Annotated in this window: 20 protein-coding genes; 4 read left to right on the top strand and 16 right to left on the bottom strand. The window is 70.6% G+C overall.

Annotated elements, in window-relative coordinates; all coding sequences use genetic code 11:
• From N1F89_RS16245 to N1F89_RS16225, 5 genes are all read right to left on the bottom strand, one after another.
• Positions 1-821 (bottom strand): ABC transporter permease (locus N1F89_RS16245; protein WP_290085308.1); only part of this gene is annotated, 821 nt, incomplete at its 3' end.
• An 88-nt stretch (positions 822-909) separates the two neighbouring features.
• Positions 910-2,511, bottom strand: coding sequence for an ABC transporter substrate-binding protein (locus N1F89_RS16240; protein WP_290085307.1), 1,602 nt, complete (start codon positions 2,509-2,511; stop codon positions 910-912).
• A gap of 102 nt (positions 2,512-2,613) precedes the next feature.
• Positions 2,614-4,692, bottom strand: coding sequence for a hydantoinase B/oxoprolinase family protein (locus N1F89_RS16235; protein WP_290085306.1), 2,079 nt, complete (start codon positions 4,690-4,692; stop codon positions 2,614-2,616).
• Positions 4,692-6,779: a hydantoinase/oxoprolinase family protein gene (locus N1F89_RS16230; protein WP_290085304.1), complete on the bottom strand. Its 2,088-nt coding sequence runs from the start codon at positions 6,777-6,779 to the stop codon at positions 4,692-4,694. The genes N1F89_RS16235 and N1F89_RS16230 overlap by 1 nt, the downstream gene beginning before the upstream one ends.
• On the bottom strand, positions 6,763-8,190 hold the full coding sequence (locus N1F89_RS16225) for an amidohydrolase family protein (protein ID WP_290085302.1): 1,428 nt from the start codon (positions 8,188-8,190) through the stop codon (positions 6,763-6,765). Before N1F89_RS16225 ends, N1F89_RS16230 begins: the two co-directional genes overlap by 17 nt.
• A gap of 374 nt (positions 8,191-8,564) precedes the next feature.
• Between N1F89_RS16225 and N1F89_RS16220 the strand changes: the two genes are divergently transcribed.
• Positions 8,565-9,539: a LysR substrate-binding domain-containing protein gene (locus tag N1F89_RS16220; RefSeq protein ID WP_290085300.1), complete on the top strand. Its 975-nt coding sequence runs from the start codon at positions 8,565-8,567 to the stop codon at positions 9,537-9,539.
• 103 nt (positions 9,540-9,642) lie between these two features.
• Here the strand turns inward: N1F89_RS16220 and N1F89_RS16215 are convergent, their stop codons facing one another.
• From N1F89_RS16215 to N1F89_RS16195, 5 genes are all read right to left on the bottom strand, one after another.
• A complete protein-coding gene (locus N1F89_RS16215) occupies positions 9,643-10,428 on the bottom strand; it encodes a 3-keto-5-aminohexanoate cleavage protein (RefSeq protein WP_290085298.1) in 786 nt (261 codons plus the stop codon).
• Positions 10,425-11,750 carry an aspartate aminotransferase family protein gene (locus N1F89_RS16210; protein WP_290085297.1) on the bottom strand — a complete coding sequence of 442 codons (1,326 nt, stop codon included), beginning with the start codon at positions 11,748-11,750 and terminating at the stop codon, positions 10,425-10,427. The genes N1F89_RS16215 and N1F89_RS16210 overlap by 4 nt, the downstream gene beginning before the upstream one ends.
• Before the next feature lie 2 nt (positions 11,751-11,752).
• Positions 11,753-12,181: a universal stress protein gene (locus N1F89_RS16205; RefSeq protein WP_290085295.1), complete on the bottom strand. Its 429-nt coding sequence runs from the start codon at positions 12,179-12,181 to the stop codon at positions 11,753-11,755.
• A gap of 13 nt (positions 12,182-12,194) precedes the next feature.
• Positions 12,195-14,834: a TRAP transporter permease gene (locus tag N1F89_RS16200; protein ID WP_290085294.1), complete on the bottom strand. Its 2,640-nt coding sequence runs from the start codon at positions 14,832-14,834 to the stop codon at positions 12,195-12,197.
• 91 nt (positions 14,835-14,925) lie between these two features.
• Entirely contained in the window at positions 14,926-15,906 is a 981-nt protein-coding gene (locus tag N1F89_RS16195; RefSeq protein WP_290085310.1) for a TAXI family TRAP transporter solute-binding subunit, read from the bottom strand.
• A gap of 92 nt (positions 15,907-15,998) precedes the next feature.
• On the opposite strand from N1F89_RS16195, the gene N1F89_RS16190 reads away from it, so the two are divergent.
• A complete protein-coding gene (locus tag N1F89_RS16190) occupies positions 15,999-16,880 on the top strand; it encodes a MurR/RpiR family transcriptional regulator (protein WP_290085292.1) in 882 nt (293 codons plus the stop codon).
• Between the two features lie 17 nt (positions 16,881-16,897).
• Here the strand turns inward: N1F89_RS16190 and N1F89_RS16185 are convergent, their stop codons facing one another.
• The gene (locus tag N1F89_RS16185) at positions 16,898-17,563 is read right to left on the bottom strand and encodes a glutathione S-transferase family protein (protein WP_290085290.1); all 666 of its coding nucleotides are present in this window, start codon (positions 17,561-17,563) and stop codon (positions 16,898-16,900) included.
• A gap of 158 nt (positions 17,564-17,721) precedes the next feature.
• Here N1F89_RS16185 and N1F89_RS16180 point away from each other — a divergent pair, with 158 nt between their 5' ends.
• Positions 17,722-18,519: an IclR family transcriptional regulator gene (locus N1F89_RS16180; protein WP_290085288.1), complete on the top strand. Its 798-nt coding sequence runs from the start codon at positions 17,722-17,724 to the stop codon at positions 18,517-18,519.
• Positions 18,520-18,544: 25 nt separating this feature from the next.
• Here N1F89_RS16180 and N1F89_RS16175 read toward each other — a convergent pair whose 3' ends face one another.
• The 5 genes from N1F89_RS16175 to N1F89_RS16155 form a co-directional block, all read right to left on the bottom strand.
• Positions 18,545-19,294, bottom strand: a complete 750-nt coding sequence (locus N1F89_RS16175; RefSeq protein ID WP_290085286.1) for an SDR family NAD(P)-dependent oxidoreductase — start codon at positions 19,292-19,294, stop codon at positions 18,545-18,547.
• Positions 19,291-20,316 carry a 2-dehydropantoate 2-reductase gene (locus tag N1F89_RS16170; RefSeq protein WP_290085285.1) on the bottom strand — a complete coding sequence of 342 codons (1,026 nt, stop codon included), beginning with the start codon at positions 20,314-20,316 and terminating at the stop codon, positions 19,291-19,293. The genes N1F89_RS16175 and N1F89_RS16170 overlap by 4 nt, the downstream gene beginning before the upstream one ends.
• A complete protein-coding gene (locus N1F89_RS16165; protein ID WP_290085283.1) occupies positions 20,313-21,182 on the bottom strand; it encodes a polysaccharide deacetylase in 870 nt (289 codons plus the stop codon). The genes N1F89_RS16170 and N1F89_RS16165 overlap by 4 nt, the downstream gene beginning before the upstream one ends.
• A 123-nt stretch (positions 21,183-21,305) precedes the next feature.
• Positions 21,306-22,913 (bottom strand): ABC transporter substrate-binding protein, encoded by a 1,608-nt coding sequence (locus tag N1F89_RS16160; RefSeq protein ID WP_290085281.1) that lies wholly within the window; start codon positions 22,911-22,913, stop codon positions 21,306-21,308.
• A complete protein-coding gene (locus N1F89_RS16155) occupies positions 22,910-24,436 on the bottom strand; it encodes a M81 family metallopeptidase (RefSeq protein WP_290085278.1) in 1,527 nt (508 codons plus the stop codon). Before N1F89_RS16155 ends, N1F89_RS16160 begins: the two co-directional genes overlap by 4 nt.
• A gap of 263 nt (positions 24,437-24,699) precedes the next feature.
• Here N1F89_RS16155 and N1F89_RS16150 point away from each other — a divergent pair.
• A partial coding sequence (locus N1F89_RS16150; RefSeq protein WP_290085277.1) for an ABC transporter permease occupies positions 24,700-25,532 on the top strand: 833 nt, incomplete at its 3' end.

Raw genomic sequence — 25,532 nt, 5'->3', positions numbered from 1 at the left:
CGGCCCATGCCCGGCCAGTTGAACACCGTCTCGACCAGGAGCGCGCCGGAGATCAGGTTGCCGAACTGCAGCCCGGCGACGGTGAGGATGGGCAGGATGGCGTTGCGCAGCGCGTGGTGAAAGACGACGCGCCTTTGCCGCACCCCCTTGGCGCGCGCGGTGCGGATGTAGTCGGTGCCCAGCACGTCGATCATCGAGGCGCGCGCCAGGCGGGCGTACTGGGCGAGGAAGATGATGCCCAGCGTGGCCGCCGGCAGCACCAGATGGTGGGCGACGTCGAGCGCATAGGCGAGCGGGTTGCCGTCATAGCTGGCGTCGGCCATGCCCTCGACCGGGAACACCGGCAGGATCGAGGCGAACAGGATGATGAGCATGATCCCCGTCCAGAAGACGGGCGTGGCGTAGCCGACGGTGGCAAGCACGGTGACCGCGCCCGACAGCAGGCCGTGCGGCCGCCGGGCGGCGAGCACGCCCATCACCACGCCGAGGAGGATGGCGCCGAGCTGTGCGGTGACGACCAGGAGGATGGTCGGGCCGATGCGCGCGGCGATCAGCTCGGCGACCGGCCGGTCGAAGAAGTAGGAGGTGCCGAGATCGCCGCGCAGCACGTTGCCGAGATAGGTGGCGAGCTGGCCGGCGAGCGGCTGGTCGAGGCCGTAGTCGGCCCGGATCCGGGCGAGCAGCTCCGGCGTGGCGCCGCCCATCTGCCCCGCCAGAACCTGGGCCGGATCGCCGGGCGCCAGGCGGATCAGCAGGAAGTTCAGGACGAGAACGCCTGCGACGAGAACGGCGCCCATCAGGAGGCGCTGAGCCAGGAACATCACGTCGGCCTCACTTCGCTTGGATGTGCTGCGGACGGCCGCGCCGGACGGGCCGCCGCGGGTGCGGCGGTCCGTCCGGCGCCGGCGCCTACTCGCCGGCCGCCGGCTCGAGGTAGAGCGCGTCCATCGGCGACATCGGCCCCCACACGCTCGTCGGCGGGTTCTTCACGATGTCGCGATACGCGGTATGGAAGGCCAGCGAGGCGGTGCCGTAGACCGGCAGGTCCTCGGTGACGATCTTCTGGAACTCGGCATACTGCGCGCGGCGCGCCTCGCTATCCATCTCCACCGCGGCCTTGGCCAGCAGCGCGTCGACGTCGGGGCTGGCATAGTTCTGCGTGTTGCTCCAGATCACGCCCTTGCGGATGTTGTCCGACAGATAGGTGCGGTGGTTGCCGATCACCGGATCGCCCCAGCCCCAGGCGCCGTCGATCGTCATGTCGAAGTCCCAGTTCGCCACGCGGTTCGACCAGGTGGGAAAGTCCGGCGCGTTGCGCACGCTGACCTTGAGCCCGACCTTGCGAAGCTGCGTGGCGACATATTCGGCGACCAGCTTGTGATGGGCCGGCAGGCCGGGGATGTAGTCGAGCGTCAGCTCGAAGCGCACGCCCTCGTCGTCTTGCGGATAGCCGGCCTCGTCGAGCAGCGCGTTCGCCTTGTCGAGATCGACCTCGTAGAGGTTCACGTCACCGGTGTAGAACTGGCTGCCTTCGGGCAGCGGACCGGTCGCCGGCCGCGTGGCGCCGCGGTGCAGCGCGTTGACGATGAAGTCGCGGTCGATGGCATAGGCGATCGCCTGGCGCACGCGCTTGTCCTTCAGCCGCTCGTCGAGCAGGTTGAAGGCGACCCAGTTGCTGGCGCCGAGCGCCTCGTAGCCCTGGTCGGTCACGGTGATGCCGGGCTTCTCCTTGAGGCGGCTGACGAGGTGCGGCTCGCCGAGCAGCGGCAGCATGTCGACGTCGCCGTTCTCGATCAGCAGGACGAGGTTCACCGGGTCGGGATTGATCCGGAACACCATCTCGTCGAGATACGGGCGCCCGTCGATGAAGAAGTCGTCGAAGCGCTTGAGCACGATCCGCTCGTTGGCGATGAACTCGACGAGCTCGAACGGTCCGGAGCCGACCGGCGCGACGTTGGCCGGATGCGTGCGCAGCTCCTGTCCGTCGCCGTAGACGTGCTCGGGGATGATCGGCAGCAGCACGCCCGACATCGCCGTCAGGATCGCCGGGTGCGGCGCCGACAGCCGGATGACGGCGGTGCGCGCGTCCGGCGTCTCGATGCCGGTCACCGGCGCGAACATCGTGGCGAAGGGGTGGTTCTCCTTCACCGCCTCGATCGAGAACTTGACGTCCTGCGAGGTGATCGGCTCGCCGTCGTGGAAGACGGCGCCCTCGACCAGCGTGACGGTGACCGTCAGGCCGTCCTCGGAGACCTCCCAGCGCTCGGCCAGGTAGGGCTGCGGGTTCCAGTCGTCGTCGTAGCGCAGCAGGCTGGCGAAGATCTGCGCCGCCGGCACGCCGGTCGCGACGCCGGAACTGACGGCCGGGTTGAGGCTGCGCACGACATGCGGCCAGCCGATCGTCAGCGTTCCGCCGCGCGTCTGTGCCATCGCCGCGCCCTGCAGCGCGACGACGGCGAAGGTGGCCAGGGCGACGAGCGCGCCTGTCAGGATGTGTTTCGGTCCGGGCATTGCAATCCTCCCATTCTTGGCCCCGTTCGATGTCTCCGCCGCCGCGCGCCGCACGCCGGCGAAGGGTGTGTCGGGCGGTCCTCCTCCCGCCGCGCCGGGCCGCTATTCGGCGGCGGCCAGCGCCTCTTCCTCGGCCGACTGGTCGGCGGCCGGATCGTCGATGAGGCGCGCGACATAGGCGCTCAGCGCCTCGACGCTCGGCGGCTGGCCCTCGCGCGCGGCATGCCGCTCGGCCCAGGCCCAGGCCTTGCGGCGCAGGAACTGCTTCTCGACCACCGCGAGATCCTGCAGCAACCGCGCGAGCGCGTCCTGGCAGGCATCGGGCATGACGGCGTCGAGCCGGGCACGCGTCGCGCCGAAGACGAACTCCTCCGGCGCGCCCGCCTCTGCCGCCCGCCTGCCGCGCAGGTCCGCCGTCGCCGCCGCGTCGACGGAGCCGTCGTCCTGCAGCACGACGCCGTACTGCTCCGCCGCGTCGCGCGGCGACAGCAGCCCGCGCTCGGCGTCGCGCGCCACGCGCGCGGGGTCGCGCTGCAGCGGGTCGCCGTAGCCGCCGCCGCTCGGCGTCAGCAGGCGCAGCGTCTCGTTGGCCTGCAGCAGCACGGAATCGGTGATCCGGTGCAAGACCTTCTCGTCGGGCCGCCCGTCGTTGACGATGGTGTTGCCGCAGCGGCCGGCCTCGCTGCCCTTCCTGCCCCACGGCTGGGTGTGGCAGCGCTGCATGCCGCGCGCGGTGATCAGGCTGTTGGGCGCGAGCATCCGCAGCTTGATGTCGAGGCCGACGCCGCCGCGCCACTTGCCGGCCGGCGGCGGGGTGTCGGTGCGCAGCTTGTACTGCTCGATCAGCACCGGCATCGCCGTCTCGGCGGCCTCGACGGGAATGTTGCGCAGGAAGCCGGCCGAAAGGTCGGCGCCGTCGAGCCCGTCGCGGCTCGGCCGGGCGCCGCTGCCGCCCCACAGCGGCTGCAGGACGTCGACCTTGAGCTCGTTCGAGCCCGGCTTGTTGACCGCCAGCAGCAGCGCGCCGAGCATGCCCGAACCGGCCGCCGGCAGCACGTCCAGCGTCGCCGCGCCGGCCGATCCGGCATCGGAGGTGAGCCGCGACAGCGCGCCGTAGATCAGCTCCGTCACGCGGATGACGGTGACGAAGCGCGCGCTCACCGCCGCCGGCGCCTCCGGGTTGAGCATCGAGGCCTTGGGCAGGGTCACGCTGATCGGGCGCAGCACGCCGCAGTTGAGCGGAATGCTGGGGTCGATCGACTGGAAGTAGTTGACGATGCCGCCGTTGATGAAGTGGTGGTTCTTGCCGAAGGTCGGGATGTTGAGCGAGGCGCGCACCTGCGGATCGGTCCCGGTGAAGTCGAGATGGATGCCGTCGCCCGCCACCGTCAGGGTGAGGTTGATGCGCGCGAAGCGGCTCGCCGTCTCGCCGCCGTCCTTCACCTCCATGTAGTCGGACAGGGTGTAGGCGCCGTCGGGAATGCGCTCGATGATCGCCCGCGTGCGCTGCTCGCCGTAGTCGAGCAACGCGTCGATGCCGCGCTCGACCGTCTCCAGGCCGTACTTGCCGATCGTGTCGGCCATGCGCTTTTCCGACGTCACCATGGCCGACACCAGAGCCTGGATGTCGCCCGCATTGTGCGCCGGGATGCGGCAGTTCAGCTTGATGATGTCGAGGATTTCCTCGTTGAGCTTGCCGGCCCGGTAGAGCTTCATCGGCGGCAGCCGCAGGCCTTCCTGGTAGATGTCGTGCGCGTCGAGGGTCACGCTGCCCGGCGTCATGCCGCCGACGTCGGTTGAATGGACGAAGGCCCAGCTGAAGCTGACCAGCTTGCCGTCGTGGAAGTACGGCTTGAAGAGGTGGAAATCGGGCAGATGCGTGCACAGCCCGCCGGTCGTGTAGGGGTCGTTGGCGATCACGATGTCGCCGGGCTGGTAGTCGTCGAAGGCGTCGAGCACGTCGCCCATCAGCGCCCCCATCATCAGCGACACGCCGATGTCGCGGGGATAGCCGAAGATCTCGCCCCGGCGGCTCACCAGGCCGACGCCGAAATCCCACGATTCCTTGATGAACGGGGTGAAGGAGGCCTTGTGGACGATGTGCCCCATCTCGCTGGTGATGCCGGAAAACCGGTTGTGCAGGATCTCCAGCAGAACCTTGTCGAAGTCGATCGCCGTCATCACACCGCCTCCCCGATGATGTTTCCATAGCTGTCCACCCGGCACCGGAAGCCGCTCGGGAACAGGACCGTGGTGTCGTACTGCTCGACGATCGCCGGACCGCAAAAGACGTCGCCGCGGCGCAGCGCGCTCCGCGTGTAGACCGCCGCCTCCTGCGAGCGGCCCTCGAGGAACACCGTGCGCCGGGTGCGCGGCTCCGGCTCGCCGTCGCCGTCGCCGCCGCCATCCGCCAGCTCGGCGAGCCGGGGTTTCCTGGTGGTGCCGACCGCGGTGACCCGCAGGTTGACGATCTCGATGGTCGCCGAGGGGTCGAGATGGCCGTAGACGCTGCGGTAGAAGGCCTCGAAGGCCTCCACCACCTGCGCGAAGGCGTCCGGCGCGGCCAGGTCGACATGCGAGACGTCGACCGTCACGTCGAAGGACTGGCCGTGGTAGCGCATGTCGAGGCTGCGCACGGTGCCCTCGCTCTCGACGGCGATCCGCTCGCCCTTGATCCAGCCGCGGGCGCGCTCCTCCAGCGCCTCGATGCCGCGCTCGGCGGCCTGCAGCGTGGCACCGGCGGATTCCGCGTCGAGCGGCCGGTTCAAGGTGGCGATGAAGTCGCTCTTGGCGTCGGCGACCAGCGAGCCGAGCGCGCACAGCGCGCCGGGCGCCACCGGCACGACCACCTTGGTGATGCCGACCTCCTTGGCCAGCAGCGCGCCGTGCGTCGGGCCGGCGCCGCCGTAGCACAGCAGCGCGTATTCCGACAGGTCGACGCCCTTGCGCGCCATCAGCGGCACGAGCTGCGAGTACATGTTGGACGTCGCAACGCGCAGGATCGCCTCCGACGCCGCCTGCACGTCGAGGCCGAGCGCGGCGCCGATCGGCGCGAGCGCCTGGTGCGCCAGCGCCGGATCGAGCTTGAGCTCGCCGTCGAGAAAGGCGTCGGGATCGACGATGCCGGTCGCCACATAGGCGTCCGTGATGGTGGCGTCCTCGCCGCCGCGGCCGTAGCAGGCCGGGCCCGGCTGGCTGCCGGCGCTCTCCGGGCCGACCTTCAGGATGCCGGCCGAGTCGATCCAGGCGATCGACCCGCCGCCCGCACCGATCGAGTTCACGTCGACCGAGGGCAGCACCAGCTCGAAGTCGCCGATCCTGGACTCGTTGGCGTAGAGGATGGATTCGTTGATGACGGCGACTTCGGTGCTGGTGCCGCCCATGTCGAGGCAGATCAGCTTGCGCTCGCCGATGCACGCGCCGACGAACTGCGCGCCGATGACGCCGGCGGCCGGGCCGGAAGACAGGGTCTCGACGGGGATCGAACGGGCGCTGGCGACCGTCATGATGCCACCGTTCGACTTGGTCGACAGCGCGTGCGCCGGCACGCCGAGCTTCTCGATGTCCTCGATCAGGTTGCTGTAGTAATTCGACATGCGCCGCCCGAGAAACGCGTTCGTCACGCTGATCATGCTGCGCTCGTATTCGCGGATCTGCGGCCAGGTGCCCGACGAGGTGCACACGAAGAGGCCGGGGAAGGCCTCCGCGATGGCGTCGCGGGCGGCCGTCTCGTGCGCCGGGTTGGCGTAGGAATGCAGGAAGCTGACGGCGATCGCCTCGACGCCTTCCGCCACCAGCTCGCCCGCCGCCTTGACGACCTCCTCGACGTCGATCGCCTTCTGCACGCGGCCGCCGGCCAGCATCCGCTCGTCGATCTCGCGCACCCGCGAGCGGTCGATCAGCGGCTCCGGCTTCTCGACCAGCAGGTCGTAGACGTTGGGCAGCCGCGAGCGGCCGAGATCGAGCAGATCGCCGAAGCCGCGGGTGACCAGCAGGCCGGTCGCCGCGCCCTTGCGCTCGATGATCGAGTTGAGCCCGATGGTGGTGCCGTGCACGAAGTAGCCGATCTCGGCGGGGTCGAGCCCGTAGCGCGCGATCAGCGCCTCGATGCCGTGGACGACGCTCAGATGCGGTGTCGACGGCGTCGACGGCACCTTGGCGATCTGCACGAACCCCGTCGCCTCGTCGAGCAACGACATGTCCGTGAAGGTTCCGCCGATGTCGGCGCCCAGCCGGTATCGCTTGGCATGGCTAGTCAATGGCTTCACGGATGCCCTCCCTCAAGGTCGCTGTGTTGCGGACCGGCCAGACCGGGTCGGCCGGAATGCCGCTCGATTGCTGTGCGTCGTGCGCGGCGCGGATCGCCTTGTCCTTCAGCGCCTGCGTGTCGATGGCGGTCAGCCGGCCGCCGGCGACGAGCCGCCGGCCGTTGACGAACACGGTGTCGACGCGATGGCCGCCGGAGGCGTAGACGAGGTTGGCCACCGGATTGAGCCCCGGCCGCGGGCACCATTCGAGCCCGTCGGTGCGGACCAGCACCAGGTCGGCCCGCTTGCCGGCTTCCAGCGAGCCGATGGCGTCGTCCCAGCCGAGCGCGGCGGCCGCACCGGCGGTCGCCATCTCGAAGGCCGGCCGCCAGCCCATCACCTCGGCGTCCTGCCGCGCATCCTTGTGGGCGCAGGCGGCGAGATACATGATGCGCACCATGTCGAGGAAACGGCTGATGCTGGCGCCGTCCGTGCCCAGCGTCACCGGCGCCCCGGCCGCCACGAGCTCGGGAAACCGGCCGTGCGCGATGCAGCCGAAGGCGCCGAGCATGCTCGCCGACGGGCAGTGCGCGGCGACCGTTCCGGCCGCGATCACCGTCTCGAGCTCGCGCTGCGACAGCGCGCCCATATGGGCGGCGTAGAGCGCGCCGTCGAGCAGGCCGAGGCGCGCGAAGCGGTCGATCCCGCTTTCGCCGAACGCCGCCTCGATCATCGCCCGCTCGGCGTCGGTAACCGCCAGATGCGTGTGGATCATCGCGCCGTGCCGGTCGGAAAGTCGCTTGATGCCGAGGCACAGCGCGTCGCTGACCGCGGCGTTCCTGAGCCCGAAGGAGATGCGGATGCGATCGTCGGCGTGCCCGTTCCAGTCGCGGAAAAGCGCCTCGGAGCGCGCCGTCAGCTCCTCCGCCGTGCCGCGCACATGCTCGGGCAGCGGCCGCTCGGCGCTCGACACGTCGCTCGCCGGAAAGCAGGTGACCAGCCGCATGCCGATCTCCTCGGCGGCGCGGATCGTCGCTTCGGGATACATGCTGCCCGGATCGACGACGCAGGTCGTGCCGCTGAGCAGCATTTCCGCGAAGCTCGCCAGCGAGCCGACATAGGTCTGCGCCTCGCTGATGCTCGTCTCGAACGGGTAGAGCCGCGTCGCCCAGCGCTTGGCCAGCGCGATGTCGTCGAACAGGCCCTTCGACAGGAAGTGGAGCGGATGGTTGTGGCCGTCGATCAGGCCCGGCACGACCAGCATGCCCGTCGCGTCGATCACCTCGGCGTTCGGGTGGAGGCCGGCGAGTTCGGCCGTCGGGCCCACCGCGGCGATGCGGCTGTCGCGGATCACCAGGGCGCCGTCCTCGATGATCGCCCTGTCGGCGTCCATCGTGACGATCGTGCCGTTTGCCACAAGCCGCGTCGCCATCGTCCCTGGGGTCCCTCCCGTCTCGCGCCGGCTTCTTCTCCGGCCTTGGCCTTTCTGGCTCTCATCGAGGGATAGATTTGGGTCCGGCGGGCGAAAAGCTAAAACATCTGCTGTACTTCCTCAGAAACTCCGTGGTTTGGTCGCGACTGCTCTCGCCGAACCTGAAAAAAGCCTTGCGCGGCGGGATGTTGGCGGGTGTGCCGCCGGCTGCCGTCCGCCCCTTTTGCCGCGGCGATCGGGCCGCCGCACCGGCCGCGCCGCGCGGCCGGGCGGCGCCGGCGGCATCCGCCGTTCGCGCCCGCGCACCGGACACGCTATGCTCGTCAGGGCGACGCAGCCGTGAGACGCCGAGCAGACGCAGGAGCCGGAGCGCGATGCACTTCACCTTCAAGCAGCTTCGCTATTTCGAGGCCACCGCCCGCCTGGGCAGCATCAGCCTGGCGGCCGACGAGCTCGCCGTCTCGCCATCCGCCATCGCCTCCTCCATCGACGGCCTGGAGGCGCGGCTCGGCGTCCACCTGATGATGCGGCGTCCGGCGAAGGGGGTCGAGCTGACGCCGACCGGTCGCGCCTTCGCCGTTCACACGCAGGCCATCCTCGAGGAGCTCGCCGCCTTCGATGCACACATCTCCAGCCTCGGCCAGAGCATCCGCGGCAACCTGCGCATCGGCTACTTCTCCTCCGCCGCGCCCTATTTCATCCCGCGGATCGTCACGAAATGCGCCCGGCTGCATCCCGACCTGGCGCTGACGATGGTGGAATCGCTCAACGAGAAGCTGACGGAGATGCTGCTGTCGGGCGCGCTCGACGTCGTCTTCGGCTTCAGCACCGAGCTCTCGCAGACGCTGAGCTTCGCGCCGCTCTTCGAGGCGCACACGCACGCGGTCGTCGCGGCCGACCACCCCTGCGCGAAACGCGGCAGCGTGCGCCTGAAGGACCTGCTGGGCGAATCCTTCATCCTGCCGACGACGCCCGAAGGCGTCTCCTATTTCCGCAACCTGTTCACCGCGCTCGGCCTCAAGCCCGACATCGTCTACCACTCGCAGAACTACGAGATGATCCTCAACATGGTGGCGGCGCGGCGCGGCGTCTCGCTGTTCAGCGTGTCGCCGAACCAGCCCGAGCTGGACCGCTTCCGGCGCGTGGTGCGCCTGCCGCTCGAGGATCCGCTGCCGAGCCTCAGCTACGGCATCACCTATCGCAAGCTCGCCCGCAACCGGCACGTCATCCGCGAGTTCGTCGATCTCAGCCAGTCGGCCTTCTCGCGCGAGGAGTGGGCGGCCTTCGGCGGACCGCTACCGGAAGCCGCCGCACCGCGCGCGCCGGCCGCGCCGAACCCCGCCCTCTGACGCCCGTCGGCGAAGGAAGCGCGCGGGTTCCGAGCGCCCATGCGAAAAGCCCGGGACCGGCGAGCGAGCGCCGCTCGGCGATGGCGGGAGAGGCGGAGCGGCTTCAGGCGTCCTGCGCGGCCAGCGCGCGGACGAGCGCGGCGACCTGGCCGGCATTGTCGCGCGCCGGCGTGCCGTCGGGCCGCGCGATGTTGTTCTCGAAGCCGATGCGCATGCAGCCGCCGCGCGCGGCGGCAGCGAGCAGGCAGGCCTGCTCGTGGCGGCCGAAGGCGCACACCGCCCATGCCCCCGCCTCCGCCAGACTGCCGGCGGCGGCCAGCATGGCGTCGAGTTCGCCCGGCCGCGCCGGCCTCTGCGAGGCGTAGCTGCCGAGCACGAACAGAAGCTGCAGCGGCTGCGGCAGCGCGCCGTCACCGGCCAGCGCGGCGAGCCGCGCGACGTCGTCCGGGCCGTAGAGGATGTGCTGGACGGCAATTCCCGCCTCCGCCGCCCAGGCGTAGAAGGCGGCCGCTGCGCGATCAGGGCCGGGCTGCGGCCACATCTCGCGCAGCGCCACCGACACGCCCTCCGGCATCACCGCGCGCACCACCGCGCGCTGCTCGTCCGGCGCATGGCGGCCGACCGCCTCGGTGGTGATCTGCACCGGCATGGCCGGCACGGCCTCGGCCATCGCGGCGATCAGCTCGCGGTAGAGGCCGGCGTCGAGCGTGTGCTGGCCGGCCGCATCGCGCACATGGGCGTGCAGCGCCTGCGCCCCGGCCGCGAAGCCGGCGCGCGCCGCCGCCACCGTCTCGGCGATGGTCACCGGCAGGGCCGGATGGTCGGCCTTGCCGCGCCGCGCGCCGTTCGGCGCCAGCATGATGCGCGGCAGCCGCGCCAGCCGGCTCACGCCGCGATCGCCCGGTCGATGGCGCGCTGCAGCCGCGTGACGAGCTGGTCGATCTCGGTTTCGGAGATGATGTAGGGCGGCGCCAGCAGCACGTGGTCGCCGCTGCGCCCGTCGACGGTGCCGCCGGCCGGATAGCAGATCAGCCCCTCGTCCATCGCCGCCGCCTTGACGCGCGCATGCACCTTGCGGTCGGGGTCGAAGGGCTGCCGCGTCGCCCGGTCGGCGACCAGCTCGAGGCCGCGGAAGAGGCCGCGGCCGCGGATGTCGCCGACATGCGGATGCTGGCCGAAGGCGCGGTCGAGCCGGGCGGCGAGCAGGTCGCCGCGCGTGCGCACCTGGGCGAGCAGGTCGCGCCCGGTGATCGCCTCGAGCACCGCCCGGCCGGCCGCCGCGGCGAGCGGATGGCCGTGATAGGTGTGGCCGTGCTGGAAGCTGCCCGAGCCCTCGGCGATCGTCCGGTAGATCGCCCCGGAGCACAGCATCGCGCCGATCGGCATGTAGCCGGCGCCGAGCCCCTTGGCGACGGCCACGATGTCGGGCGCCACGCCCTCCTGCTCGCTGGCGAACAGCGTGCCCGTGCGGCCCATGCCGCACATCACCTCGTCGAGGATCAGAAGCACGCCATGGCGGTCGCAGATCTCGCGGATGCGGCGGAAATAGCCTTCGACGGCGGGCACCGCACCGGCCGTCGCGCCGACCACCGGTTCGGCGATGAAGGCCATCACCGTCTCCGGCCCGAGCCGCTCGATCTCCGCCTCCAGCTCGGCCGCCGCGCGCTGGCCGTAGGCGTGCGCGCTCTCGCCCGCCGCGCGCAGCCGGTATTCGTAGCAGGCCGCGACATGCGAGGTCTCGATCAGCAGCGGCGCATACTTCTCGCGCCGCCAGGCGTTGCCACCGGCCGCCAGCGCGCCGAGCGTGTTGCCGTGGTAGCTCTGGCGCCGCGCGATCAGCCGGTGCCGGCCCGGCTCGCCCTTCTCGACGAAATACTGCCGCGCCAGCTTGATCGCCGCCTCGATCGCCTCCGAGCCGCCGGACACAAGGTAGACCCGCTCGATGCCCTCGGGGGCGCGCGCGACGAGCGCGTCGGCCAGATCCTCCGCCGCCTGCGAGGTGAAGAAGCCGGTATGCGCGAAGGCGACGCGGTCGAGCTGCGCGCGGATCGCCGCGCGCACGCCCTCGTCGGAATGGCCCAGGCAGGAGACCGCCGCGCCGCCCGAGCCGTCGAGATAGGCGCGGCCCCGGGTGTCGTAGAGATAGCAGCCCTCGCCGCGCGCCACGACGGGCAGCGCGGCCGCCGAGCGGCCGAACACGTGGCGCGTCATCGTCACTCCCCCCGCACCACGAAGACCGACTGGCGGGCGTGGCGCACCACGCGGGCCGCGTTGGGCCCGAGCAGGTAGTCGGACAGCTCCGGCGTGTGCGAGGCCATGACGATCGCCTCGACGCCGAGCCTGTCGGCCGCGCTGATGATCTGGTCGTAGACGCGGCCGTGCATGACGTGCGGATGCACCTCCACCTCGTCCGGCACGTTCCTGCCGATCCAGGCCGACAGCTTCTCGCCCACCTCGTGCAGCGCCTTCTTCTCGAAGTCGCGGTCGAAATAGCCGCCGACCACCGACAGGCCGAAGTCGGGCACCACGGTCACCACGTGCAGCACGCCCTGCGGTCCGGCCAGGTGCAGCGCGGCCGGCAGGGCCTTCGACCAGCTCGCCGCGGCCGACAGGTCGATCGGCAACAGGACGGTCTTGAACATCGCCATCGTCTCCTCAGAAGGCGGGTTTGGTCTGGCGCCGGCGCTGCAGCGCGATGACGAGCCCGAGCAGCAGCAGCGCCGGCAGGTAGAAGAGCTGCGCCGGCAGCCGATCGCGCGGCACCTGGACGACGGCGAGCTCCACCGGCGTGTCGGAGTAGAAGTCGAAATCGGCCAGCTTCTCCGCCGCCGTGCTGCCGAACATCGGCTCCTCGAGCCGCACGACGTCGCCCTCGGGCATCAGCAGCAGGCCGGAGTTCTGGATGCGCTCGGCCGCGCTCGCGCCTTCGGCGGTCATCGTCAGCGTCGTCTCGGCCATTTCGCCGGTGTTGAAGTCGGGTCCGCGGATCTGCAGGCGCAGCCGCGTGCCCTCCGGCACCTCGGCGAGCACGCGCTCGAAGGCGGCCGGCGGCACCGCGCGGAACGGGCTCTGCACCATGTCGAGCCAGACGTTCGGCACGAACAGGGTGAAGGCGACGAGCAGCAGCGCCGCGCTCTCGTGGAGCCGCGACGGCGCCAGGAAGTAGCCCTGCGTGGCGGCCGCGAAGAGCAGCATCGCGAAGGTGGCGACGACGAACACGAAGAGCGCCTGCAGCACCCCTGCCATGGTGCCCAGGTCGACGCCGTAGAGGATGAGCGTCGGGTTGAAGATGAACAGGAACGGCAGCGCCACCGTGCGCAGCGAGTAGAAGAAGGCGGTGAAGCCGGTGCGGATCGGATCGCCGCCCGACACCGCCGCGGCGGCGAAGCTGGCCAGGCCGACCGGCGGCGTGACGTCGGCCATGATGCCGAAATAGAAGACGAACAGATGCGCCGCGATCAGCGGCACGATCAGCCCCTCCTGGGCGCCGAGCGAGACCACCACCGAGGCCATCAGCGACGACACCACGATGTAGTTGGCCGTCGTCGGCAGGCCCATGCCGAGGATCAGCGAGAACAGCCCGACCAGCATCAGCATGATGATCAGCACGCCGCCGGAAAGCTGCTCGACCAGGCCGGCGAGCTCGGTGCCGATCGGCGTCTTGGTGACGGTGGCGACGATGATGCCGGCTGCGGCCGTCGCCACGCCGATGCCGATCATGTTGCGCGCGCCGGCGATCAGCCCCTCGCGCAGGTCGCCGAAGCCGGCCCGCGTCTCCGATCCGACCGCCTCGCCCTGGCCGCGCAGCAGCGCCTTGAGCGGCCGCTGGGTGACGATGATGAGCAGCATCAGTGCGGTGGCGTAGAAGGCCGATTTCGCCGGGCTCTGGCGTTCCACCATCAAAAACCAGACGAGGACGACGATCGGCAGCACGAAGTGCAGGCCGGTGGCATAGACCTGGCCGACGGTCGGCAGCCGGATCTCCTTTGCGTTGGGGTCGTCGAGCGCGAGGTCGGGGCGCCTGGCGGCCACTGCGACGAGGCCGACATAGACCGCCAAGAGCACCGCCATCATGATCGGCCCGGTGAGCGCCGGCGCCACCGCGCGCAGCGCCCCCACGGCATAGATCAGCGCCGTGAAGCCGGCGCCGGCGACGGCGAAGCCGACGAAGAAGCGCACGATCATGCCGCCGAAGGACTTCGCCTCGCCGAGCGCCGGCATGTCCTTCTTCAGCGCCTCCAGATGCACGATGTAGATCAGCGCGATGTAGGAGATCACCGCCGGGATGAAGGCGTGCTTGATGACCTCGAGATAGGAGATGCCGATGAACTCGACCATCAGGAAGGCGGCCGCGCCCATCACCGGCGGCATGATCTGGCCGTTGACCGAGGAGGCGACCTCGACCGAGCCGGCCTGCTCGTTGGAAAAGCCGACCCGCTTCATCAGCGGGATGGTGAAGGTGCCGGTCGTCACCACATTGGCGATCGACGAGCCGGAGATCAGGCCGGTCATCGCCGAGCCGACGACGGCGGCCTTGGCCGGCCCGCCGCGCAGATGGCCGAGCCCGGCGAAGGCGAGCTGGATGAAGTAGTTGCCGGCGCCCGCCTTGTCGAGCAGCGAGCCGAACAGCACGAACAGGAAGACGAAGGCCGTCGACACGCCGAGCGGAATGCCGAACACGCCGGCGGTGTCGAGCCACTGCGCGTTGATCAGCGCGCTGAACGACAGCCCCTCGTGCTCGATCAGGTCGGGGATCAGCCAGCCGGTGCCCATATAGGCGTAGAGCAGGAACACCAGGCCGACGACGGTGAGCGCCGGGCCGAGCGCGCGCCGGCTCGCCTCGAGCAGGATGGCCAGGCCGACGGTGCCGATGACGACCTGCGTCGGCGTCGGCAGACCGGAGCGCGCGGTCAGCGCCAGATGCTCGGAGTAGAGGAACACGTAGAAGGCGCAGAAGCCGCCGACGGCGGCCAGCGCCCAGTCGACGAGCGGGACGTGCCGGCGCGGCGACGCCTTGAACGCCGGATAGGCCAGGAAGGCCAGCACGATCGCGAAGGTCAGGTGGATCGGCCGCGTCTGCGAGGAGTTGAGCACCGGCAGGTACTGCGCGAACCAGAGCTGCGGCTGGGCGATCCAGAGCTGGAACAGCGACCAGGCGAGCGCCAGGCCGGAGATCAGCAGCGCCACGCTGCGGCTGGTCGGCGACCGTGCGCCGCTGTCGGTGCTGACGACGAGGTCCTGGAGCTGCTCGTCGGTGAACTGGCGGCCGGCGGCCCGTTCGCTTTGCTCGTTCATTGCGCTCGCCCTCCCACCGGCGCCGCTCGACCAGGGTCCCGGACGCCGGCGGCGCCCGGGACCACGCTGTGGCTCGCGGAAACGCGGCCGATCACTCGATCAGGCCGGCCTCGCGGAAGTAGCGCTCGGCGCCGGCGTGCAGCGGCGCCGACAGGCCGTCATTGGCCATCTCCTCGGGGTCGAGATTGGCGAAGGCCGGGTGCAGGCTGCGGAACTGGTCCATGTTCTCGAACACCGCCTTGACCACCTCGTAGACGACATCCTCGGGAACCTCCGACGAGGTCACGAAGGTGGCGCCGACGCCGAAGGTCGTCGTGTCCTCGGCGTTGCCGCGATACATGCCGCCGGGGATGGTGGCGACGCGGTAGAACGGGTTCTCCTCGACCAGCCGGTCGACGGCCTCGTTCGACACCTCAACGAGCACGCTGTCACAGGCCGTCGTCGCCTCCTGGATGGAGCCCGACGGGTGGCCGACGGTGTAGACCATGGCGTCGATGTTGTTGTCGCACAGCGCCTGGCTCTGCTCGGCCGCCTGCAGCTCGGAGGCGACGGCGAAGTCGTCCATCGTCCAGCCCATCTCGTCCATCAGCACTTCCATCGTGCCGCGCTGACCGGAGCCCGGGTTGCCGACATTGACGCGCTTGCCCTTCAGGTCCTCGAACGTCTCGATCCCGGCATCGGCTCTGGCCACCACGGTGAAGGGCTCGGGATGCACCGAGAACACCGCGCGCAGCTCCTCGAACGCCCCCTGCTCCTCGAAGCGGGAGGTGCCGTTGTAGGCGTGGTACTGCCAGTCCGACTGGGCGACGCCGAATTCGAGTTCGCCGCTGCGGATGGCGTTGATGTTGAACACCGAGCCGCCGGTCGATTCCACGCCGCAGCGGATGCCGTGATCGGCGCGGCCGCGGTTGACCAGCCGGCAGATGGCGCCGCCGGTCGGATAGTACACGCCGGTGACGCCGCCGGTGCCGATGGTGACGAAGGTCTGCTCCTGGGCGATGCCCGGTGCGGCGAACATCGCCGTGGCCGCCGCCACGACTGCGCCGATGATGGTCTTGGACATGTGTCGAATCTCCCTAGTTTGGCCGCGTTGGGGTCCGCGGCGGTTGCATGATGAGACGGATCGTTCAAAATGGTCAAGGAAAGAACACAAACGTGTCCCCGATGACGCTCGAATCCGTAACAGATGGCGGCCCGACCCTCGACGACCTACGGCGGCGGCTTTCCGCGCTCAGCCGCGACGCCGCGCCGGAGGTGGCGCGGCTGGCCGACTGGATGCTCGAGCAGCCGCAGGAGGCGGCGTTCCACTCGGTGCGCGGGCTCGCCGAGCGCGCCGGCGTCAATGCCAACACGGTGGTGCGGCTGTCGCAGGCGCTCGGCTTCGAGGGCTTCGAGGCCTGCCGCGGCGCCTTCCAGGAGGCGCTGCGCCAGCGCTCCGACCTGTACAGCAGCCGCGCCGCGCGGCTGCGCGGCAGCGAGCGCGACGCCATCTTCCGCGCCGTGCGCGCGGCCTCGCACCAGGCGATCGACGCCCTGTTCGAGGCCGACACGCTGGCCGCCATCGAGCGCGCCGCCGACATGCTGTTGCAGGCCCGCCAGGTGCACTGCGTCGGCGTGCGAAGCTGCCAGGCGCTCGCCCACTATCTCGCCTATACCGGCGGCATGGCGTTTCCCAACTTCGCCGCGCGCATGACCGGCCCCGGCGACATCCACGACCTGATCTCCGAGACCGGGACGGCGGACGTCGTCGTCGCCATCACCTTCTCGCTCTATTCGGTCGAGACGGTGCGCGCCTTCGAGCTGGCCAAGCGGCAGGGCGCCCGCACCATCGCCATCACCGACGGCTTCCGCTCGCCGATCGCCGCCGGCGCCGACCTCGTGCTGACGCCGCCGATGTTCGGGCCGCAGGCCCTGCCCAGCCTGATCGCCGCCTTCGCCATGGCCGAGGTGCTGATCGCGGCGATGGTGGCGCGCTCCGACCGGGCGCTGGAGCGCATCGCCGGCTTCGAGACGCGGCTTCTGGACAGCGGCGCCTATGTGCGCTGAGGGCTGGCCCCGGCCCGTCAGCCGGGCTGCCGGGCGGCGAGCGCGGGATGCGCCTCGCAGCGCTGACGCAGCGCCTCGAGGCGGGCGTGCCGCACCGCGTCGAACGCCGTTCCGTTGGCCGCCATGAAGGTCAGCGCGGTGGCGAGCGCCAGATCGACATAGCTCAGGCTGCCCCCCAGCGCGAAGGGCTCGCCGACGCGCGTCTCCAGCGCGTCGAGCGCGCTCGCCGCCTGCCCCTCGCACAGCACGATCCACTCCTGGTGCACGCGCTCGGCCGGCCGGCGGGTCTTCTCGTAGTAGGCGGCGACGAATTTCTCCAGCGCGCCGTTGGCGACGAACAGCAGCTGCAGGGCCTCCGCATAGGCCGGCCCGCGGCGCGGCAGCAGCGCCTCGTCGGGGTCGTGCCGGTCGAGCAGCGTCAGGGCGATCGCGGTGCTGTCGACCAGCACCGTGTCGTCGACCAGCAGCGCGGGGACCCGGCCGACCGGATTGACGGCGCGCAGCGCCTCCTGCTCCGCCACCGCGGCCAGCGGGCGCAGCCGGAAGGGCAGCCCGAGCAGGTCGAGAAGCACCGCGGTGCGGCGCACATAGGGCGACATCATGCGGCCGACCAGAACCATCGGCTCGCCCTCGGCAGCGGCCCGCCCGCCTTCCGCCTGCACCTGCAAGCCCTCTTGCGCCATCGCCCGTCCTCCGCTTCCACTTGCAACCTCGGCGCGAGGGGTTGACCTCGCAATCGCCGTTTCGTATCGTATTTCGATACGATCGAATTGAATCAGACGATAGTTTCCGCCCGCCCGGCATGTCAACCGACATGGCCACATCGCAACGGAGTGAGCCGATGCCGAAGGCAGACAGCACAGGCGCCGCCGCGCGCGTTGCCGCCGTCGACCCGCGCCTGACGCTGCAGTCGGTGGTGCGCACCTTTCAGGTGCTCGAGGCCGTCGGCCGCGCCGGCCGGCCGCGCTCGCTCGGCGAGATCGCATCGATGGTGTCGATGGACAAGAGCGCGGTGCAGCGCGCCGTCGCGACGCTGCAGGGCCTCGGCTATCTCGAGCGGGCGGAAAACGGCAACGGCTTCGTGCCGGGCCGCCGCATCCTCGACAGGACGTACGACTACCTGCGCATGACGCCGATCATCGAGCGGGCGACGCCGGTGCTCATCGAGTTGCGCAAGACGGCGCGCGAGCGGGTCGACCTCAGCCTGCTCGACGACGTCTCGATCGTCTATGCGATCCGCCTGCAGAGCAAGCGCGAGAACTTCCCCGCCACTTTGATCGGCCGGCGCTTGCCCGTCTTCTTCACCTCCGGCGGGCGCGCCATGCTGGCGCTGATGGACGACGCCAAGGTCGACGACATCCTCGACCGCTCGGAGCTGAGGCCGATCACCCAGAAGACGATCTTCGACCTGCCCGGCATCCGCGGCAAGATCGCCGAGGCGCGCCGCGACGGCTATGCGCTGGCGGTCGAGGAAAGCCTGATCGGCGAGGTCGTGCTCGCCGCGGCGGTCACCGACGCCGACGGCGCACCGATCGCCGCCGTGCACATCGCCGCCTCGCTCAGCGAATGGACGGTGGCCGACTTCCGCGCCCGCTTCGGCCCGCTCGCGCTGGAAGCCGCCAAGGCGCTGAGCCGGTAGCCCGCCGCCGCGCGCCGGCGGCAGGTCAGTGGAACGCGCGGCCGCCGTCCACGGTGAGCGTGGTTCCGGTCACGAACCCCGAATCCGCCGCCGACAGGTAGAGCACGGCGCGGGCGATGTCGTCGGCCGCGCCGACCCGGCGCATCGCGTTGCGCCCGACGATGGCCCGGTAGGCGGCGTCGGGGTCGGGCGCCTTCTCGTAGGAGGCGCGCAGCATCGGCGTGTCGATGACGCCGGGGCACACCGCGTTGCAGCGGACGGCGCGCGGCGCCAGCTCCAGCGCCAGCGCCTTGGTCAGCATCACCAGCCCCGCCTTCGACGCGCAGTAGGCGGCGCGCCGGTCGAGCGGCGCCAGGGCGGCCGCCGAGGCGACGTTGACGATCGTCGCCGGGCCCGCGAGATGCGGCAGCGCCGCGCGGCACACGAGCATCGGGCCGGTCAGGTTGACCGCCATCACGCGCTCCCAGTCGCGCGGCTGCATGCTTTCGAAGTCGCACACGAGGTCGACGCCGGCCGCGTTGACGATGCCGTCGAGCGCGCCGAGATGGTCGGCCGCCGTCGCCACCGCGTCCTCGACCTGGTCCGCCCGCGCCACGTCGCAGGCGACCGCGAGGGCATCGCCCGACCCGTCGGCGCGGCGCTCGCCGTCGTCTTCGGGCCGGCGGAGGTCGAGCAGCGCCAGGCGGGCACCTTCGCCGGCGAACAGCCGCGCGACGGCAAGCCCGATGCCCGAGGCGGCGCCCGTGACGAGAATCCTGCGCCCGGCGAGCCTCATGCCGCGCCCGCCCGGCAGAGCACGGCGACCAGGTCCGCGCCGCGTGCGGCACGCCCGGCCTCCACCTGCCCGATCAGCTCGATGAGCTTGCGGTTGCACGGCACCGCGACGCCGTGCCGGTCGGCCGTCGCGAACACCGGCGCGAGCTGCGCCGCCGCATCGCTGCGCCGCCGGAACACCGCCAGATCCTGCCAGGTGCTGCTGTGCTGCTTCGCCGAGGCGCCGTTGAAGGCCGCCATGGCGGCGATCGAACGGTCGATGCCCTCGCGGTCGCCGGCGGCGAAGGGCGCCGGATCGAAGCCGTTGAAGCCGACCGGCCGCACGCCGTCGGCCGCGGCCACCGCCAGGATCTCGCCGATCAGCGCGACATGCAGGGCGCGCAGCTCGGCATCGGCGATGAAGGCCGCCAGCGGCGTGTCGCAGAGCGCGGACGCCTTGAGCAGCGCGCTGTAGGCGAGCTTGCCCCACAGATAGCCCCAGATGTTGTCGGTGACGCGCGCCTCGGGCTCGAAGTGCCGCATCAGCGCCGCCAGGCGCCCGGTGCGCGGCCGCGCCGCGCCGTCGAGCTCGCCGACGACCACGGCGCCGCGATTGCCGTAGAGCAGCGCCCCCGGCGCCGTGACGTCGGCACCGAAGTTGATGAAGGCGCCGACCACGGCCTCGCGGCCGAGCACGCGCGACAGCGTCAGCTCGCACAGCCCGTTCTGCAGCGAGACCACGGCGCCGCCGGCGGCCAGATGCGGCCCGATCGCCGTCGCCGCCGGCTCGGTGTGATGCGCCTTGACGGCCAGCAGCACGGTGGCGAAACGGCCGGCGAGCTGCTGCGGCCGCACCGCGTCCACGCGGACGGTGAAATCGCCCTCCGGCCCGCGAACCGACAGGCCGGCCTCGTTGATCGCCGCGACATGCGCGGCATCGCGATCGACCAGCGTGACGGGATGGCCGGCGCGCGCGAGATAGGCGGCCACGGTGCCGCCGACCGCGCCGCCGCCCCAAACCAGGACCGTGTCGTCGCCGCTCATGGGTTCGGCACCCTTTCGGCGATGAAGGGATTGATCCGGCCGTCGGCGGGATCGTACGGCACGGCCGCGCGCCAGTGCGCGGCGACCTGCTGCGCCGATGCGTACCACACGCCCTCGAAGGTGCGCGTGAAGGCGATGAAGTCGCGCAGCATCGCCAGCCGCGACGGCCGGCCGATGCCCTGCGGATGCATCACCAGGTTGAACAGCGCCCCCTGCTCGTGGATGGCGCGGAACTCGGCCTGCCAGATCGACAGGATGTGCTCGTTGGTGAGGATCGGCTTGGGCGTCTTGAGCGAGAAGAAGAGGTAGGGCGCGTCGTCCAGGCTCCAGTGCCAGGGCAGTTCGACGGGACCCTGCGCGCCGTCCGGCATGACGTGGTGATAGGGCTCGATGCTGTCCATCAGCGAGCTGTCGTAGAGGAAGCCGTTCTCGACGAGCAGGCGGATGAGATTGGGGCTGACCTCGCCGGCCGGCGAGCGATAGCCCGACGGCTTAACGCCGAGCCGCGACTTGAGCGCGGCCAGGCCGCGCTCCATCTCCTCGACCTCCTCGTCCGGCCGGTCGGGATCGACCCAGCGATGCAGATAGCCGTGATGGCCGATCTCGTGGCCGGCGGCGAGGATGGCCTCGACGCGTTCGGTGCGCTCTTCGGCAACCCAGCCGGGCACGAAGAACGTCGCCGGCAGCCCCTCGTGGCGCAGCAGGTCGAGGATCCTGGGGACGCCGACGCGGGCGCCGTAGGTGCCCTGCGACAGGGTGCCCGGCCGCCTGGCATTGGCCGGGTCGCGCGCCAGCCAGTTGGTCTCCGCGTCGAAATCGAATGTCAGCGTCACCGCGCAGCGCGCGCCGTCCGGCCATTGCACCATGGACCCCTCCCCTTTTCGCCGCCGCCGCGACCGTGCGCCCGCCACCTGCTCGGACGGCGGGCGCGCAACCCCGCCGCGGCTATCGCACCGCGGCGCAGCCTATGCGATGCGGCACCGCGGACCCTAGCCCCAGCTCATGCCGTCGAACGGCGCCAGCGCACCCCACACGCTCAGCGGCGGGTTGACGCGGCCCGCGCGGTAGATCGTGTAGAGCGGCTCCTCGTTGGTCCAGGCGAACGGCAGCTCGTCGGTAACGATCTTCTGGAACTGCGCATAGAGCGTCTTGCGCTTCTCGACGTCGGTTTCCACCGCCGCCTGGGCGAGCAGCTCGTCGACCCGCTCGTTGCAGTAGCCTTCCGTGTTCGACCAGATGACGCCCTTGCGCTGGTTGTCGCAGACATAGGCCCGGTTCACCCCGATCACCGGATCGGGATAGTTCCAGATGCCGTTCATGGCGAGCTGGTGCTCCCAGTTGCCGATCCGGTTCGCGTAGCTGGCGAAGTCCGGGTTGGGGCGCAGCTCGACGTCGATGCCGATCTTCCTCAACTGCGGCTTGAGGTACTGGGCGATCGGCTCCTGGCTGTTGATGTTGGCGTCCGGCAGCCATTCGAGCGTCAGGGCGAAGCGCATGCCGTCGGCACCGGCCGGATGGCCGGCCTCGTCGAGCAGCGCCCGCGCCTTGTCCAGGTCGACGTCGTAGGTCGCCAGGTCGGTGGTGGCGAAGGGGTTCGACGCCGTCAGCGGCCCGTCGAGCCGCCGGCTCTCGCCGCGCAGCAGGCGCTCGGCGATGAAGTCGCGGTCGATGGCATAGGAGATCGCCTTGCGCACCCGCACGTCGTCGAGCGGCTTCACGCGGTGGTTGAACTCCAGATAGTTGGTGGCGCCGAGCGCCTCGTAACCGTCGGTGGTGACGACGAGATCCGCGTTCTCCTTCAGCCGCTCGACGTCCTTCACCCGCACCAGGGCGAACGGCAGGTAGTCGACGTCGCCCCGCTCCAGGCCGAGGACGTTGACCACGGGATCCTTGTTGACGTTGAACAGCAGCCGGTCGAGATAGGGCCGCCCTTCGCGGAAGAAGCCCTCGTGCCGGTCGAGGATCAGGAACTCGCCCGGCCGGTAGTCGGTGAAGCGGAAGGGGCCGGAGCCGACCGGCCGCAGATTGGCCTCGTTCTCGCGGATGTTGCCGGCGCCGTAGACGTGCTCGGGCAGCACCGGCATCAGCAGCGGCGACAGCGCGCTCATCAGCGCGGGATGCGGCGTGGCGAGCACGATGCGCACGGTCTTGTCGTCGACCGCCTGCACCTCGCTGACGGCGTCGAACATGGTCGGCCCGAACGGGTGGTTCTGCTTGACCACCTGCAGCGAGAAGGCAACGTCGCGCGCCGTCACCGGCTTGCCGTCGTGGAACTCGGCGTCGCGGTTGAGATGGAAGGTGTGGCTCAAGCCATCGTCGCTCGCCTCCCACGAATCGGCCAGGTAGGGCTGCGGGTTGAACGCGTCGTCGAGCTGGATGAGGCCGGCGAAGATCTGCGTGCCCGGCACGCCGGTGGCGTTGCCCGACTGGATGGCCGGATTGAGGTGGCGGAAGGTCGGCTGGCCGATCACCAGCTCGCCGCCACGCGACTGCGCGCGCGCGGAACGCTGCGGCCCGAGCGCCAGCGCGGCCCCGGCGGCCGCGGCTCCCTGCATCAGGCGGCGCCGTGTCAGCGCCAGGCCGAATTGCTTGGTCATGGTCGAATCTCCTCTCGGTTCTTGCTCTTGGTCTGCCCCTCGGGGTCCCCGTCGAGCGGGAAGATCGGTCTTTCCAGCCGCTCGAACGGAAACAGGCTGTAGTCGGAGCTGCACACGCCGGGCCCCGCCACCAGCACGATGTGCCGGGCGATCGGCTCGAATCCGGCGCGGAAGTGCTGCCGCGACTTGATCAGCACGTAGCGCTTGCGGGTCGGGTCGATGCCGGCATGCGTGAAGCTGCCGATGTCGAAGGGCTCCAGCCGGCGTTCGCTGACGACGAGTTGCATCGCGCCGGTATCGAGCACCGCGCAGCGGCCGAGATCGACCATGATGCCGGTCATCATCGGACCCGAGATGCGGAACCGGCCGTTGGTGATGGTGGTGACCACGCCCTCCAGGTGCAGCGGCCGCGGCACGAGGTTCAGCGCCGGCATCGCGGTCTTGCCGCCGACCGGCAGCGAAACCCGGTTGCCGACGCCCGCCTCGATCATCGCGGCGACCGCCTCGGGATCGCAGATCGGGCCCGCGGCCACGTCCTCCAGCCCCTGGCGCAGAACCTCCTCGATGACCGCCATCACGTCCTGGCAGCCGCCGGCACCAGTGTTGTCGCCGTGGTCGACGAGAATGACGGGGCCGTCGTCCAACTCGCGGGCCCGCGCGATCGAGCGCTCCATCGGCTCGAGCGGAAAGACGAAATCGCGCCGGCGTGTCCACGCCTCGTCGAGCAGCGCGTCGCACAGCGCCTGCCCGCCTTCGGCCTTGCGGTCGGCGACGACCACCGCCGACAGGCGCGTGTGCGGCGTGTCGGCCAGCGGAAACGAGCCGAACACCGAGGCGTTGAGCACCGCGCCCTCGGCCTCCGCCCGTATCGCGCGGTCCATGATGTCCTTCATCGGCTGCTCGGCCGGCGTCTGGCGCAGCATGTGCGGCAGCATCGGCCGCGCGCCCCAGACCATCACCGGATCGACCTCGCCCTTCAGCGCCCGCAGCAGCGTCGCGCCGGCGCGCGCGCCGGTCTCGTACATGTCGACATGCGGATAGGTGCGGTAACCGGTGATGACGGTGCTGTTGTCGACCATCGCCGGCGACAGGTTGGTGTGGAAGTCGAGCGCGACGGCGACCGGAACGTCGGGGCAGACGGCGCGTACGCGCCGCAGCAGCTCGCCCTCCGCATCGTCGTGGCTTTCGGTGACCATGGCGCCGTGCATGTCGAGCAGCACCGCGTCGCAGCCGCCGCGCAACGCATCCAGAATGCTCTCGCTGATCGCCTCGAAGGCCGCATCCGTGACGACGCCGCTCGGCGACGCGTTGGCGGCGATCGGCACCGCGAGCTCGGCGCCGGCCTCTTCGGCCAGGTCGATGAAGGCGGCGAGCGGGTAGTTCGTGCCGCGATAGCCGGCGATCGCGTCCGCGCCGTAGAGCGGGCCGTTGTTCCAGGAGCCGCGGAAGAACGCCGAAAGCGGTGTGGCGATCGGCGAGAAGGTGTTGGTCTCGTGTCGCATCAAGGCGGCGACGAAGCGCATGGCGGTTCCCTCTTGTGTCGCGCCGCGGCGCGGACCGCCGGCGGGGCGAGAGGTCCGCGGCGGCAGATTTTCGGGTTGAGTCGAAAATCGTATTGATATACGATACGAACACATTGTATAACGCATCGTATCTGCTATAAGCGCGCAATGTCAACGCTGGACGACGCCGAGATGCCCGACCTCATCACGCCGCCTGCCGGCGGCCGCCATACCGCGTGCGCCGCGCATCGCGCGCCGCCTGCCTGCCACGGGCGGCCCCGCGCATGACCGTCTCCTTCTTTCTGCAGCGCCTGCTCTACGGCGCGCTGCTCATGCTCGGCGTGGTGGTGCTGAACTTCCTGCTGATCCGCCTGGCGCCGGGCGACCCCGCGATGGTGATCGCCGGCGAGATGGGCGGCGTCACCGAGGAGGTTCTCGAGGCGATCCGCCGGGAATACGGCCTCGACAAGCCGCTTCTCGCCCAGCTCTGGATCTATCTCGGCAACATCGTGCGGGGCGATTTCGGCCAGAGCTTCTTCTTCAATCAGCCGGTGACGGAGCTGATCGCGCTGCGCATCGGCCCGACGATCCTGCTCGTCGTCAGCGCACAGCTCATGGCGATCGCGGTGGGCGTCATTCTCGGCGTTCTCGCCGCCTGGCGGCCGAACGGGCTCCTGTCCGGCTTCGTCTCGGTCTTCGCCACGGTGGGCTATGCGGTGCCGGTGTTCTGGACCGGCATCATGCTGATCATCCTGTTCGCCTCGGTGCTGCCGGTGTTCCCCGTCGAGGGCATGCAGTCGGTGCGCCTGCGCGACGCCGGCTTCTGGCTGCGCGCCGCCGACGTCGCCCACCACCTGGTGCTGCCGGCCTTCACCCTGGCGATCATCTATCTGGCGCAGTACGCGCGGCTCGCCCGCGCCTCGATGCTGGAGGTGCTCGGCGCCGACTACATCCGCACCGCGCGCGCCAAGGGCGCCTCGGAGCGCTCGGTGCTGTTCCACCACGCGCTGCGCAACGCGGCGCTGCCCATCCTCACCGTCGCCGGGCTGCAGTTCGGCAACCTGATCTCCGGCGCGCTCCTGGTCGAGACGGTGTTCAACTGGCCGGGCATGGGCCG

Origin of the sequence: Aquibium sp. A9E412 (assembly GCF_030398335.1) — a bacterium.
GTDB lineage: Bacteria > Pseudomonadota > Alphaproteobacteria > Rhizobiales > Rhizobiaceae > A9E412.
Note: the sequence above shows the minus strand (reverse complement) of the source record. Positions and strands in the feature narration are given on the sequence as shown.

What these genes read in the sequence shown, in the direction of transcription:
- N1F89_RS16240 (WP_290085307.1), bottom strand. Translation starts at nt 2,511, where the DNA reads ATGCCCGGACCGAAACACATCCTGACAGGCGCGCTCGTCGCCCTGGCC.
- N1F89_RS16235 (WP_290085306.1), bottom strand. Translation starts at nt 4,692, where the DNA reads ATGACGGCGATCGACTTCGACAAGGTTCTGCTGGAGATCCTGCACAAC.
- N1F89_RS16225 (WP_290085302.1), bottom strand. Translation starts at nt 8,190, where the DNA reads ATGGCGACGCGGCTTGTGGCAAACGGCACGATCGTCACGATGGACGCC.
- N1F89_RS16220 (WP_290085300.1), top strand. Translation starts at nt 8,565, where the DNA reads ATGCACTTCACCTTCAAGCAGCTTCGCTATTTCGAGGCCACCGCCCGC.
- N1F89_RS16210 (WP_290085297.1), bottom strand. Translation starts at nt 11,750, where the DNA reads ATGACGCGCCACGTGTTCGGCCGCTCGGCGGCCGCGCTGCCCGTCGTG.
- N1F89_RS16205 (WP_290085295.1), bottom strand. Translation starts at nt 12,181, where the DNA reads ATGTTCAAGACCGTCCTGTTGCCGATCGACCTGTCGGCCGCGGCGAGC.
- N1F89_RS16200 (WP_290085294.1), bottom strand. Translation starts at nt 14,834, where the DNA reads ATGAACGAGCAAAGCGAACGGGCCGCCGGCCGCCAGTTCACCGACGAG.
- N1F89_RS16190 (WP_290085292.1), top strand. Translation starts at nt 15,999, where the DNA reads ATGACGCTCGAATCCGTAACAGATGGCGGCCCGACCCTCGACGACCTA.
- N1F89_RS16185 (WP_290085290.1), bottom strand. Translation starts at nt 17,563, where the DNA reads ATGGCGCAAGAGGGCTTGCAGGTGCAGGCGGAAGGCGGGCGGGCCGCT.
- N1F89_RS16180 (WP_290085288.1), top strand. Translation starts at nt 17,722, where the DNA reads ATGCCGAAGGCAGACAGCACAGGCGCCGCCGCGCGCGTTGCCGCCGTC.
- N1F89_RS16175 (WP_290085286.1), bottom strand. Translation starts at nt 19,294, where the DNA reads ATGAGGCTCGCCGGGCGCAGGATTCTCGTCACGGGCGCCGCCTCGGGC.
- N1F89_RS16170 (WP_290085285.1), bottom strand. Translation starts at nt 20,316, where the DNA reads ATGAGCGGCGACGACACGGTCCTGGTTTGGGGCGGCGGCGCGGTCGGC.
- N1F89_RS16165 (WP_290085283.1), bottom strand. Translation starts at nt 21,182, where the DNA reads ATGGTGCAATGGCCGGACGGCGCGCGCTGCGCGGTGACGCTGACATTC.
- N1F89_RS16160 (WP_290085281.1), bottom strand. Translation starts at nt 22,913, where the DNA reads ATGACCAAGCAATTCGGCCTGGCGCTGACACGGCGCCGCCTGATGCAG.
- N1F89_RS16155 (WP_290085278.1), bottom strand. Translation starts at nt 24,436, where the DNA reads ATGCGCTTCGTCGCCGCCTTGATGCGACACGAGACCAACACCTTCTCG.